This window comes from Pedobacter sp. PLR (assembly GCF_026239675.1).
Classification (GTDB): Bacteria; Bacteroidota; Bacteroidia; order Sphingobacteriales; family Sphingobacteriaceae; genus Pedobacter.
The window spans coordinates 647,980-662,082 of the sequence record NZ_JAPIVQ010000001.1; the positions used below are offsets into that span (position 1 = coordinate 647,980).

General features: G+C 42.1%; 9 protein-coding genes. 2 read left to right on the plus strand and 7 right to left on the minus strand.

Annotation, left to right across the window (positions count from 1 at the left end; translation table 11 throughout):
* Window positions 1-32: 32 nt before the first annotated feature.
* From OQX61_RS02680 to OQX61_RS02695, 4 genes are all read right to left on the minus strand, one after another.
* Window positions 33-3,533 carry a TonB-dependent receptor gene (locus OQX61_RS02680; protein WP_265840109.1) on the minus strand — a complete coding sequence of 1,167 codons (3,501 nt, stop codon included), beginning with the start codon at window positions 3,531-3,533 and terminating at the stop codon, window positions 33-35.
* Window positions 3,534-3,701: 168 nt separating this feature from the next.
* On the minus strand, window positions 3,702-4,670 hold the full coding sequence (locus OQX61_RS02685; protein WP_265840110.1) for a FecR family protein: 969 nt from the start codon (window positions 4,668-4,670) through the stop codon (window positions 3,702-3,704).
* A 68-nt stretch (window positions 4,671-4,738) separates the two neighbouring features.
* Window positions 4,739-5,341, minus strand: coding sequence for a sigma-70 family RNA polymerase sigma factor (locus OQX61_RS02690; RefSeq protein ID WP_265840111.1), 603 nt, complete (start codon window positions 5,339-5,341; stop codon window positions 4,739-4,741).
* Between the two features lie 171 nt (window positions 5,342-5,512).
* Window positions 5,513-6,349: a DUF6266 family protein gene (locus OQX61_RS02695; RefSeq protein WP_265840112.1), complete on the minus strand. Its 837-nt coding sequence runs from the start codon at window positions 6,347-6,349 to the stop codon at window positions 5,513-5,515.
* Window positions 6,350-6,860: 511 nt separating this feature from the next.
* Between OQX61_RS02695 and OQX61_RS02700 the strand changes: the two genes are divergently transcribed.
* Window positions 6,861-7,124 carry a hypothetical protein gene (locus OQX61_RS02700; RefSeq protein WP_265840113.1) on the plus strand — a complete coding sequence of 88 codons (264 nt, stop codon included), beginning with the start codon at window positions 6,861-6,863 and terminating at the stop codon, window positions 7,122-7,124.
* Window positions 7,125-7,209: 85 nt separating this feature from the next.
* Here the strand turns inward: OQX61_RS02700 and OQX61_RS02705 are convergent, their stop codons facing one another.
* From OQX61_RS02705 to OQX61_RS02715, 3 genes are read right to left on the minus strand one after another with little or no spacing between them, the layout of a single operon-like run.
* Window positions 7,210-8,103 carry a hypothetical protein gene (locus OQX61_RS02705; RefSeq protein WP_265840114.1) on the minus strand — a complete coding sequence of 298 codons (894 nt, stop codon included), beginning with the start codon at window positions 8,101-8,103 and terminating at the stop codon, window positions 7,210-7,212.
* A 24-nt stretch (window positions 8,104-8,127) separates the two neighbouring features.
* Window positions 8,128-9,507, minus strand: a complete 1,380-nt coding sequence (locus OQX61_RS02710) for a RagB/SusD family nutrient uptake outer membrane protein (protein WP_265840115.1) — start codon at window positions 9,505-9,507, stop codon at window positions 8,128-8,130.
* 18 nt (window positions 9,508-9,525) lie between these two features.
* Window positions 9,526-12,585, minus strand: a complete 3,060-nt coding sequence (locus tag OQX61_RS02715; protein ID WP_265840116.1) for a TonB-dependent receptor — start codon at window positions 12,583-12,585, stop codon at window positions 9,526-9,528.
* A gap of 346 nt (window positions 12,586-12,931) precedes the next feature.
* Here OQX61_RS02715 and OQX61_RS02720 point away from each other — a divergent pair, with 346 nt between their 5' ends.
* The gene (locus OQX61_RS02720) at window positions 12,932-14,047 is read left to right on the plus strand and encodes a serine hydrolase domain-containing protein (RefSeq protein WP_265840117.1); all 1,116 of its coding nucleotides are present in this window, start codon (window positions 12,932-12,934) and stop codon (window positions 14,045-14,047) included.
* Window positions 14,048-14,103 lie beyond the last annotated feature (56 nt).

Sequence of the window (14,103 nt, forward strand, 5' to 3'; positions counted from 1 at the left end):
ATTATTATCTTTATGTATTTACTAGTTTTTGATTAAAATGTAGCCGTAAAACCTATGCTATAGCTCTTTAACTGCGGATAATTATTTCCATTTCCACCACCTTCTGAATTACCGATACTTTCTACATCTATATCTCTGGTGATTTTGTAAAGCGGTGAATAAGTAAAAATATTTTCTCCGGAAAGCACTACACGAGCAGCACTTAAACCTACTTTTTTCACCAGATTTACCGGAAGGTTATAGCCAACCTGAACATTTTTAAGACGGATATAAGCTACATTCTGAATGTATTTGGATTGCGATTGCAACTCCCCTGAACCATTTTGCGCCACATACCCGCGGTACCTTGGGAAATAAGCATCAGGGTTGCTTTCCGACCATATTTTGTCTTGCATAGATTTAGGAATCTTATTGTAAGGACGGTTGTATTGTCCCCAGAAAAGACCATTTTCAGACCCGGGATACCAATCCATTTTAGCTACCCCCTGGAAGAAACTGCTGAAGAAGAAACTTTTCCACTGCGCACCTAAGGAAATGCCATAGGTATATCTTGGCGTCGAATTACCAATCACTTTTTTATCTCCGGGATTATCAACCGTATTATCTCCGTCATTAATCACCCCATCACCATTCAAATCTTTGAACTTAATATCGCCGGGTAATAATTTACCACTGTTCGACGCTTTAGTCAGGATCTGTTTTGCTGAATTCGCGATATCCTCCGCAGAAGTAAAGTAACGATCCGTGTCGTAACCCCAAATCTCTCCCACATTTTGTCCGGTATAATAATCTGTCAGCCTTTTCTGCGGATTATTGTACTTGGTAATTTTCGCTTTGGAATCTGCCAACGTTAAACGAATATCATAGGTTAAAGGACTGCCAGATACCGCAAACTGATCTCTCCAGGAAATTGTAGCTTCCCAGCCTTTAGTTGTTAAATCTGCATAGTTACCCTTTGGTACCTCTGTTCCGAAAACTCCCGGCAATGTCATACCAACGGTAAACATATTTTTAGTATTTCTTACGTAGGCATCTCCGCTGAAATTTAAGCGGTTGTTCAGGAATGCCAGGTCAAGGCCTATATTTTTGGTTTGAGAAGTTTCCCAGGTCAGACCGTCTGGCAATACCCCCGGCTGACTCGTATACTGTGGTCTCACCCCATTTAATATTCTGCCGGATTGCTCTATTTTAAATTTCTCCTGAAAAGCATAAGAAGCGATACTTCCATTTCCTAAGGAACCATAAGAAGCCCTGATTTTCACATCCGTAATCACATTCTTATTTACATTCCAGAAAGGTTCCTGACTCAGTCTCCATCCTGCAGAAAAAGAAGGGAAAAAGTCATAACGCTGGTCGGAAGGGAATTTTGAAGAACCGTCATATCTACCGTTTGCTTCGAATAAATAGCGGTCTTTATAGGCATAATTTAAGCGGTAAAACCCACCCAATACGGCCCATTGGTCATGACCACCAGCAGTAATTATAGACTGTCCAAGTGCAAGATTAATGTCTTGCGCATCATCAAAAATCAACCCGTTACGTGAAGCCAGCAAGCGCTTATAAGTGGATTGCTCATAGTTATATCCTGCCAGTACTTTCAGGAAATGGTCTTTGCCGACCTGAGGCTCATATTCCCCATAAATGTTAGTCGCCAGGTATTGCGTAGTACGGTCAGTCTGCTGGAAATCATTCGTATTCGTACCTACATATTCTATTACGCCCGGTTTTCTGCTGAAAGCAACAGGTACACGCACGCGGGTATCATCATCTGTGGTTTGCTGGAAAGTTAAATCACCTTTGATCCTGAATTTATCATTAAAAAACTTACTGCTAAAACCAGTCGTATTTCTGAAGACTTTTTTATTAGAAGTCGTACCGTTTTTAGCGGTATAATAATCACCTACCGTATAAGCTGCCGAGTGGGTTAAAGTACCATCAGGATTAAACATTGGTGCCACATTATGACCTTCATCAGAAAGGTTCCTGAAAATTCCGCCACCCTCTCCAACATTAAGTGGTGAATAATACTTAATCGCTGAATAATCCATATTATTATAGACTTTCAGCCAGGAGTACAGTTCGGTAGAACCCTTTGCTCTTACATTATACATCTGATAATCATCAGAATTGTACCTGAAAAGACCAGATTGCTTAAAGGACCTGCCCGAAATGTAAAAATCAGATTTACCGCTTCCGCCGGATATGGATACATTGTGCTCCATAGAATTGTTATGGTCCTTGAACAGCTCTTTATACCAATCGGTATTACCGTAATAAACGTACTCGCCATTGGCATTAAGCGCTGTTTTCGGCAAGCCCGGATCAGCATCACGACGTTTCAGTTCCGCCAGGTATTCAGGAGAGAATTTCACCGTTTTATTGATGTTCTGAGGCGTTTGTGAATAGTCATTCCAGGCAGACCATGCTTCATTAAAACCTTTCGCAAACTCATAACCGTTAGTCACTAAATCCGGAACCGTAGTCGGTGTTTTAACAGCACCTGAAAATGAATAACTAACAGAAGTTTTGTCTTTGTCCGGATTTTTGGTTGTGATTAAAACCACACCGAAAGCAGCCCTTGCGCCATAGATCGCTGCAGATGAGGCATCTTTTAGTACGGTTACTGTAGCAACATCATTAGGATTGATCCTTGAAGGATCACCTTCCACACCATCAATTAAAACCAATGCACTACCGCCTTGCCCGATAGAGGTTGTCCCTCTGAGGTTATAGGAAGGACTCTGGTTAGGGCGGCCATCAGCAATGGATATATTTAAGTTAGGAATCACGCCTTGTAAGCCCTGAGAAAGATTCGCTATCGGCCTGTTTTCAAATACTTTTGAGGTAACCTGATCTACAGCACCCGTCAGGTTTTCTCTTTTCTGGGTGCCATATCCTACAACCAATACCTCATTCAAGGTACCTGTTTCAGCTACCAGAGAGATATTGAGTTTAGTCATTTCCCCTGGCTTTACCAGCACTTTACTATAGGTAGCACTGGTAAAAGAGATAAAGCTGACCACTAAGGTATAAGTGCCTGGTGCTGCAGTAATGGAATAAGAGCCGTCAGGATTACTCTGAACACCTTTATTCAATTCCATAATTTTAATACTTGCACCGGGTAAAGGATCGCCTTTTTCATCTACAACTTTACCACTGATTTTCCCTGGCTCCTGATTTTTCATCAGTGTAATTACGCCCGGTACTTCTTCAGAGAAGGTCAATGAAGTATTGGCAAGCAAAGAAGCCAGGATATCAGCAATCTTATCATTGGAATAATCAATTTCATCAATTCTGATATTCTTCAACTTTAGATAAGCAGGATCGTAGGCAAAATCAACGCCACTCAGGCGCTCAATCTTCTGAACGGCACTGAGTAAGGTCTCGTTTTTAAAAGAAACTTTAATACGTCTGTTTAAAATCTGACCGCTGGTATTTCCTGCCAGCAACACCTGAGAACTGGTGAGGATAAGGATATAGACAATGAGGGTATAACGCATAATCTTCTGCAATAGCAGTAAATGTTTTTTCATTTGTATTTTAATTTTCAAAGCCCGGGAACCAGCATATAAAATGCCCCTTAGAGTTCCTATCTTTGATCATGAACAAAAAATAATTGTTTTGCAACAGGCGAAGGGCTCAATCTAAAGCTGTTGCGTTCTACAGGCCGGTTCTGCTTCAGAGCCGGCTTTTTTGTTGGTTTAGTAGATGATTATACCATTTCCGGTCCTCCTGTATTTCTTGTGGTGTATTGAACAGATGATTTTCAACGTTTGGGAAAGCGTATGTGTCGAACGCATTTGAATATTATACTGATAACGGTCTACATTGGGGTCCTCGCTGCTTAGCGTAACTCCATAATAAAGCTTGACGATCCTGGCTACCTCTTCAAAACTGCCCTGATTTAGGTCTATGGCCGTAGCATACCATTGGTTATTCTCCGCCAAACCGAAATCATCTTGCTTCCAGGTATTGGTCCGCAGGTTATAGTTTATTTTTTCACCAGGCATTAACTGAGCCAATACTTTTTGCGGAGTAGCAACTTCTACTTTACCCTCGCTCAGGCTCACCTCGATTGCCAGCTCTCCTTTTTGATCCGTATAATTGCTTACTTTAAATTTAGTACCCAGCACTTTGGTGATCAGCAGACCGGAATGCACTAAGAAAGGATGTTCCGGATCTTTGGCGACTTCAAAAAAGGCATTTCCTTTTTCCAGAAATACCGTTCTCGAAGCTTGCTTACCAAAATCCTGCGTTACTTTAAATTCACTGGAAGGATTAAGATGAACAATAGAGCCGTCTGCTAAGGTGATTTTTTTGCTTTCTGCTGCACTAGTCGTATATGCCAGATATACCGGTAAATCCACAGTCTGCTCCCCGATCCCTGCTGGTTTGAATAATAGCCCAACTGCAATCAGTAACACCGCAGCCGCAGCATAAGGAAGTCTTTTTCGCCAGTTTGGTAACCTCAGGACTTTTTGAGCTTGTGCTGGCGCGATTGCCGCAAACATTTCTGCTTTAATGCGACTGGCATGAGCTTCATCCCGGAAACCGGTAAATTCTTCTGCATCGTAAGCTGCATACCATTTCTCCAGATTCAGCTTTTCCGCTTCAGTCAGTTTATTTTCGCTGAACCGTTTTAGTATTTTCTTAAATTCTTGTGATTCCAATCTATTGCCCTTTTTAGATAAGTAGCTTGAAAAGGCTGGATTTACTTATAGAAATTGTTAAGTGTTTGTTAAGAAATCCTCAACTGGTTAAATTCAATAATGAAGAAAGCAAGAACTACCCATTCCGGATATTTTGCGCCCAATTTAACACGGATTCTGCGCAGGGCTTCGGAAAGATGATTGGAAACCGTCTGTTCTTTTAAATTCAACTTTTGGGCAATTTCTGCCGTGGATAATTGTGCGGCTTTTAACAGGTAAGCTTCTTTCATTTTGCCGGGAAGCAAGGCGACCTCTCCGGCGATAAGTTTTTCAAGCTCAAAATAACCATCAAGATCGTTGATGGAAGTCATTTCTTCAAAACGCTGAATGGTACTTTCCAGCACTTTATCTTTTACTTTCTCTGACCTGAAATGGTTGAATACCTGAAATTTGACCGCTCCGTTTAGGTAATGTGCTATTTCAGTATTGATCGTAATCGTTTCACGCCGCTGCCAGATGTTGATGAAAACCGTCTGGACAATATCTTTTGCAGCAGCTTCATCCTTCACTCTTTTATAGGCATGGATGTACAGGCTCCGCCAGAACTTTTCATATAAAGTAGTATATGCAGCCTGATCACCGTTTTGGAGCGCGTTAATTAACGTTGATTCATTTATTACTGTCGTTGGCATCCCCCAAAAATAGAGCACCCATATAAAGGAATGATTAAGTTAATGTGAACAACAGGGAAATCAATCCTCCGGATTCATTTCTTGCTTTACAAAAAAACAGGCAAATCTCTTCCTTTAACCTGTTAAAAAAACAAGTTTTGTAAGGTTACGGACCCGGAATATCCCCTGATCTTAAGCCGGTTTCCCCGGCAGGTGTTTCAGTTTATCCTTTAATACCTGGTATTCCTTTTCCAGGTACCGGAATGCTTTGGTTGCGATGACTCCCTCCGCGTAGTCCATCTTTTTCTTTTCGTAATCCGCAGCAACCTGATCAAAACGGGCTTTAACAATACTGTATTTTGCTTTTTCTGCGATTTCCAGCGGGCCATCGGGAGCGCCATTCAGGTTACCTGCATAAGCACTGTCAGAGATTAGTTTCTCATTAGAAGATTTAAAACAGACATAAACTTCCATTTGCGCGCTCATCATCCACTCCTTATCAAGCGGAAGAAAACAGCGTCCATCTGCTCTTTTCGCGGCATTCAGAAAGGTACTTGCCTGTTTTTTTGTTGGGTGACTGACCAATACCATCAGCATATCATCTTCAGCGCCATTTTCTTCGATACCGGAAGCCCAGCTTAAATTGAGCCCATCTGTTCCTTTGCTTACTTTCAAATCCGCTGCCATTTCCAGTGCTCCTTTACTAAGGATCACTTTGGCATAATCAACCTTAATATTGGGATAATCGCCCGTTAAAGCCTGTTTCTTGTTATAGGAAGTCGCCAGATTGTGTGGATTTTTAAGCGTTCCTTCTGATTCCCGTTTAAAACTGACATTGATAAAATCCTTCATCGGTTTCAGCAGTTCCATCGTTACCGACATCTCCTCGCGATTGGCTTTTTGTTTCAGGCTGGGTTTACCAGGTTTACCGGCAGTGCGGCATATCAATTGTCCTCTGGACATATAAAACACCACATCCCCTATTTTCCCCGTAGGGTGCCCAAAAGGGCCCACTTTGCATACTGCCATAATATAATTGGTTAATTCGTCTGAATTGACTAGAACCAAGATACTTACAAACAACAGCATATCCTATGAATTCCCTATAATGATACTAAACTATTTAGTAATCTATTCGTAACCTAAACCACCCTAAGCACAGGGTTTTCAGGCAATTTTGGCCAGCAGAGCCCTAGCAGCCCCGAGATAAGATTCCTGTAAAAGACACCATTATAAAACCTCATCTCAGTGTTTGTATTTCCACGCTACAACATAGGCTGATATTTGAACATAAACAGGTCCGCATTACAACAAAAGCCATTACAGCGAGTCAACCCAATCACCCTAAATTTGTTACACAAAAAGTACCCTTAGAATTCCTTCTCTTAAACCCTTTTCGTTATTTTTAGAAAGTAGTTAATTATTTCCATGAAATAAAATAATGACAATTCCCGACACAATTAATAAAAGCTGACAGCGTTTAAGGCTGAAAGAACATATGGGAAGAATCCTATTCAATGACACATTAAATCATAATTCAATGAAAAAACTGAGGTCAAAAGTAGTAAAAGCACTAAAAAGAGAATTCACCTTCGAATGTACCATTTCAGCAAGAATGAACCAGGTGATCTTAAACGTTAAAAACATAGTTTTTGAAGAACATCTGGGACAAGTGATTCAGCAAACACAGCTGATCATCGACAAATATTTTCCACAAAGAGAAGAGCACCTTTGTTTGGTGGTCAGGGAAATCGGAGGGAACAATCAAAACACCTTTAAAATCTGGAAGTCTATTAATAACTAATTATATTCATACCAAAAGCTGAGGACAAATTTTCCTTCATAAAAGGCCTTCAAACCAATGAAATTTGAAGGCCTTTTTTATAGGCTTATATTTTATTCAAAAAGCCGTATTCATGTACATACTGCTGCCCTTCTGTCAATACCCAGTTTACAAAAGCGGTAACCTCAGGTCGCGTATCTTTGTAGATCAGTGTAAAATTCCCTTTAGGTGGTAAAGTGGTAGAAATTGATTCCAAAGAATGAATCAGCTGATCCAGATCCGCATAAAAACTTTCCTCCTTCCCAATCACTCCGTCTCCGTTTAAGTCTGTTGGCACCACGGCAATTCCCGGTTTAGGTTTTCTTGTTTTCAGGTCATACACAATACCAAGGTCATTATAGGCCACGCCCAGTGGATCATCAGCCACTGTTTTCAATAAAACCTGGTCATCGGCAATCCTCTTCCCCCCTGAATTCGTCAAATCCTTTAACTCCTCTCCCAGCACACTGGAAAAAGTAGCAGAAGTACAGGCGCTGCGACTATACACCTTAAAAGAAACCGGTTGATCGCCGAAGGCTGCAAACTTATCCTTACCGGTACTACTGCTAAAATAAACAGATTCAAAATCTTTGGCTTTAAAACCACTTTTCTGTAGTTTAGCTAAACCCGGATTTTTCTCATTGACAATCGGAACGATTGCGAACCGGCTCACGATGGTATAATTCCCTTTCGCAGGATCCTTCTCTTTTAGCGGTGCCGCCGAAGCATTGATATCCGGATTTGCCAGCCCTTGCTTCACGACAAACTTCACACCCGGATTTGCTTTTGAAAACTCCTCGCCCCACTTTTCCAGAAGTGGAAAAAGGAAACGTGTTCCGGTGATATTGATGGTACCTTCCAGTTTCAATTGATCGCCAGGCCCATTAGCCAAAGTATTTAAAGAGCAGAATAAAGCAATCGCAAAAGTTGTTTTTCTTAAATTCAAAGTCATTAATTTCATAATACAATTTTTAAAAGGTGAATATTAATTATAGCCTGGATTTTGTTTAAGCGCAGGATCTACCAGTAACTCCTGACGTGGAATAGGATATCGTAACTTATTGACATCGCTGATGCCCAGCACCTGCTGCGCCAGACCTCTGCGAATCAGGTCGAACCAACGGTGGCTCTCATAAGCCAGTTCCAACCTTCTTTCCTGTAAAACTTTAGTGATCACCTGGCTTTTGTCGCTCAGCCCGTTCAGGTCATCATCCTTCGCTTTGGCACGTAGCCGAATGATCCGGATGTCTTCTACCGCTTCCGGAATCCTGTTCAATTCGGCTTTAGCTTCCGCGCGGATCAGGTATAATTCCGCAATCCGCAGGGCATAAACCTGATTTTCACCGGTAGAGATTTTGAAATTCATATTCCCATAGGTGATAATTCCCTTGGGCGGTGTATTGATATCCAGCAATAAGGATTTGCGGTCGCCACCATAAGGGCCTCTTGCCAGGGCAATAAATTCGTCTGTAGGCAACAATTCACGCGTGCCTCCGGTTAGGTTACTGGCGAACCAGTTCCCGGCCCAGGAGTTCTTATTATTGATGGTATAATCTATTTCGAAAATAGATTCAGTGGTGTTTTTAGTGTTGAAAAAAGCAGAATAGCTTGACACCAAACTAAATTTAGCACTTTCTTTAATCACCAGATCTGCGTAATCAAGGGCCTGTTGCCACTGCCCTAAATACAGAAACAACCGTGATTTCAAAGCATAAACTGCATAGATAGAAGCCCGGTTTCGGTTTACTGTTACCGGACTGGCGGGCAGAAGATTTTGAGCCACCTCCAGGTCATCTCCAACTTGTTTATACACCTGAGCTGGGGTGCTGTTGCCAATCCCATCTGCGCTATTCGGATTCCGCGTGCTTTCTGTAATGATGGGAACATTTCCCCAAAGACGTACCAGATCGAAATAAGCGAGGGCGCGAATAAAATACGCCTCTCCGATTGCTGCGTTTCTATCCGCTTGCCCGAAAGTCTGGTCATTTACTTTTGGGACCGATTGGATGATGTTGTTACTGCTGTTGATGGTGCTATACAAAGCACCCCATAGTGAAGAAACCGAAGTATTGGTGGCAAACACCGCATGCACATCGAACTCTCTGTTGGAAGGCGAATTGCCCACCCAACGCAGGTTATCGTCTGCAAGATTAACGATATACCTGAAGGTGTTTCCCTGGTAATTATTCTGACCTAAGGCACTGTAGGTCCCTATTAAAGCAGCATCTGCACTTTTTTTGTTGACAATACTGTTTTCTTCCGCCACATATAAGAGCGGTTTAGGGTCAAGCAAATCTTTGCAGGAGCTTCCAAAAAACAGAAAAGGAATCGCCCATATCAGGCTATATTTTGATTTAAATTTCATGATCAACATATTTTAACATTAAAAAGAAAGGTTAAAACCGGCCTGAAAGGTTCTCGGTTGTGAGGCAATGGCCTGATCATAGCCCATCACATTTTGATTATCACCCATGGTATTGACCTCAGGATCCACCCCTTTATATTTGGTGATGGTGATCAGATTCGTTGCAGCAATATATAACCGCACATTGCTGATGTGGTATTTTGCGAGTAAAGCCTTAGGCAGTTTATACCCCAGAGACAGCGTTTTCAGCCTTGCATAAGAGCCATCTTCCAGAAAACGATCTGAAATGATACTCGCATTGTTTCCTTTGGCCGTCATCCGGGGAACTTCGGTAATATCGCCCGGATTTTGCCAGCGGTCTAATTGTTCCTCCAGTTGTGCAAAAACACCGTTTCTGGAACCGCCATGTCCCATTCTGTAACGGGTATTGTTCCAGATTTTATTGCCAATTGAATAGTTAAAGAAAACATTCAGGTCGAAATTGCCATAGGTAAATTCATTGCCAAAGCCACCAAAGAAATCCGGCCAGGCATTTCCTACAATCTGAAGGTCTGCATCAGAAAGGAGGCCATCCCCATTTACATCTTCAAAAACCACATCGCCATTGGCAGGATTTACCCCCAATTGTTTATGCGCATAAAAAGAATACAGCGGACTTCCTTGCTGCATAATAGTCCGGTTGTCCAGAATCGGGGTATTTAACTTCTCAATCGTATTTTTATTGGTGGAGATATTGAAACGCGCATTCCAGGTAAATGCCTTATGCGTAATCACCTGCGCATTCAAAGACAGCTCAAATCCTTTATTACTGATTTCTCCGGAGTTGGAAAAGATCGAAGCAAATCCAAGTTTCTGAGAGATTGGCTGTTGCAATAAAAGATTCGTGGTATACTTGTTATAGTAGTTTAATTCCAGGTTCAGCCGATCTTTAAGAAAGCCCATATTCAGGCCAACATTGAACTGCGTAGTCGTTTCCCATTTCAGGTTGGGATTAGCCAGTTGAAAAGGTAAAATTCCGGAGGTGCTCAGGTAATTATTTCCTCCGTTCCATAAGCCCAATGCAGCAAAATCAGGAATGCCATTTTGATTTCCGGTGAGGCCATAACTGGCGTTGAATTTCAACTCAGAAAACAGGTTCAGCTGCTTGATAAATTCTTCCTCACTGGCACGCCAGGCGACACCTGCTGCAGGGAAATATCCCCAACGGTTGTCCTTTCCAAATCTTGAAGAAGCATCTGCGCGGATACTGGCATCAATCATATATTTACGGTTGTAACCATAGCTTGCCCTGCCGAAAAAAGAAACCAATCCGGCTTGTGATTTACGGGAGGTCCCGGTCTGACTTGCAGAAGAGGCAACCAATGTAAACTGGTCTGTAGGATAACCTGTACCGGTAACACTGGTGGTTTCAAAAGTCTCCTTTTGCAAGGTATTACCGACAGTCAGATTAAACTGATGCACATTTTCCCAGACCTTATCATAACTGATCAGCTGTTCATTGATCAGGGTCGCATTCCGGTTTAAAGCTGAGGTACCAATTCCATTGATGGGTGCCTGACCTAACTGCAATTTGGAATTGAAATAGTTATCCGCCTTGCTTTCGTTGAAATCTACGCTCCAGCTGGTTCTGAACTTCAGCCCTTCCAGGATTTTATACTCTCCGAAAATATTGCTGGTAATCCTGGTTCCTGCGTCCGTAAACACCGTTTCTTTGATGGCAGCAACCGGATTTTCGAACAATGATGGCCGTGCATAACTGCCGTCAGGATTGTACAGTGGCAGATAGACTGGTGTGTACAAAGCCCCGTTTACGGTACCGTTAGGCACATTATTATTCGGTGTCATGTTCCGGTTGGTACTCACCAGGTTGACAGATACCCCGATTTTAGTTTTCTCATTAAACTGCTGTCCTAAATTGACCCTAAAACTGGCCCGTTGAAAACGATCCGGTTTTACGATTGCATCCTGACTATAGTAATTACCACCCAGGTAATAGGTTGTTTTTTCATTACCCCCGGCTACCGATACATCCACATTATCTGTAGGCGCATTTTGAAAAATCAACCCTACCCGATCAATGGTTTCCTGCTCTTCCGGTAAACCTGGTCCGCCTTCTGATTTCGGTCTGAAAGGGCGTTTGTCAAAGGCACCGCCATCGTTCAGCCAGGTTTCGTTCTGCAAAATCCCTTCCCCCAATCCGGAGATGGTTGGCCAGAATTTAATGGCCTTCGAAATTCCTTTATAATAACCGATATCAACTTTTGGCTTCCGGTTTAGTTTTCCGCGTTTGGTGGTGATCAACACCACGCCATTGGCACCTCTGGAACCATATATTGCAGTCGCATTGGCATCTTTAAGGATTTCTATGGATTCGACATCACCGGGGTTCAGGTCGGCAATTGGCGAGGTCTGTTGTCCGCCGGTAGAAATACTTTGCAAGGTTCTGTTGTTTAGGAATACACCGTCTACCACATACAAAGGATCATTACTCGCGTTAATAGAGGAAGAACCCCTTACCCTGATAAAAATCCCGGATCCGGGAACAGAGGTATTTGAAGAAACAAGCACTCCGGAAGCCTGGCCCTGGAGCATCTGATCCACACCGGCAACAGGAATATCTTCAATCTGTTTTCCGGAAATCGTGGCCACGGAACTGGTCAGTGTTTTACGATCCTGGGCGCCATAACCAACCACCACTAAATCCTGAAGTTGATTGGTTTCCGGCTCCAGCTTTACATTTACCGGACTGCCATCCACCACAAGCGTTTTGGTTTGGTAGCCTATATATTTAATGATTAAGGTGTAAGGGAATTTTTGACCAGTCACAAAGTTGAAAGCACCAGCTCTGTCTGATGTTGCGGTATGTGTGGTTCCTTGAATTAGAATGGAGGCTCCGATTAATTTTTCGCCCGTCAGGGCATCGGAGATCGTACCTTTTAAAGTAGAATTGATCAGTGGTGTTGTTTCCTGCGCACTGGCGTTCCCGAAAAAGAACGCGCTAATCAGCAGGTAAAAGGCAAATCCTGGCCATAGTCTACGACCAGGTAAGGCAGCTTGTGCCCTATCAATAATTTTCATATTTTTACAATGGGTTTATTACGTAAAAAATCAGGTGCAACGTCCAAATTGAAACCTGGTTTATTTATAGATCCGGAAGGGTGCGCCGAAAGGCCACCCTTTATTTATATAGTATCTTTAACATTTCATAAGCTTTTTGTTTGTTGGTTTGCTGGTTGAATATAAATTGTTTAGGCAAATATATAAATATAGTCTACCTTTTTAGTATACTTTATTTAAAAATAAACATTTCTGTTAAAAACCTTCATTCATCTGATTGTAAAGCAGGGGAATTCTATAGCCAGATGTAACACAAATCATTTCTGAGCATCTATTGGATATACTAAATATCTTTAACCGCCTGGCTATGAACAGATCACTCCTTTATACCATTACATTTATCCTGCTTCCCTTTTTCAGTTTTAAAAGTCAGGCCCAATTACAAACACTGAGTGGCGATCAAATCAGTACAGCGACACTGGATAAATTTATCAGGAAACAGATGGATTCGCTGGGGATACCAGGCCTGTCATTCGCGCTGATCCACAATGGAAAAGTAGTTTATCATCGGGCGCTGGGTGTTTCAAATATCGAAACAAAAGAAAAAGTGGAAGAGAATTCCATCTTTGAAGCGGCTTCTTTGTCAAAAACGCTATTTACCTACTTTGTATTAAAACTAGTCGATCAACAAAAATTAAATCTGGATACCCCATTGTACCATTATTTACCTTATCCGGATATTGCCAAAGACACGCGTTATCAACTGATCACAGCACGAATGGTGCTCTCCCATACTACCGGTTTCCCTAACTGGCGGTATTTTGACAAACGCGATGAAAAACTTTATAAACAGGGCGAATTGTATTTGAAATTTACTCCGGGTACACAATTCTCTTATTCAGGAGAAGGGTATTATTATCTCGCAAAGGTTATTGCTAAGCTGAACAATTTAACCATAACCACATTAGAACCCATATTTCAAGCTGAAGTAGCCAAACCGCTACGTCTTAAAAAAGCCTGGTTCAGTAGCCATAAGTACATTACTCAGCATAAAGTTAAAGGTCATATTAAAGGAAAACCATTTGACAAAGCATGGCCGACTTCTTTTCCGGAACAAGATTCCACCTGGTTTGAGGCGGCGGGCGGCTTGCATACGGAAGCTTTAACCTTCTCCAAATTTCTGATTGCTTTGATGGATGGTCAGGGTTTATCGAAGCACATGGTCGATGAAATGTTCAAGGCACAGGTTCAACTGGATAAAAACAGTCCACATTACCTATACAATGGCGATACCGCCTGGGGCTTAGGCGTTGCGATCAGGCCAATAAGCTATGGGACAATCTACGAACATGGCGGCAACAACGGCGATGCTCAATCAGGATTTAAGATCAATCTGGCCAATCACAATGGATATGTATTCTTCACCAACTGTGATCAGGGGAGCACTTTTAATAAAAACATAGGGGCATTACTCCTCAGGTAAACTATCCACATCATAAGAAAGCCGTTAAGAAGATCTCCTTCCTAACGGCTTTCCAA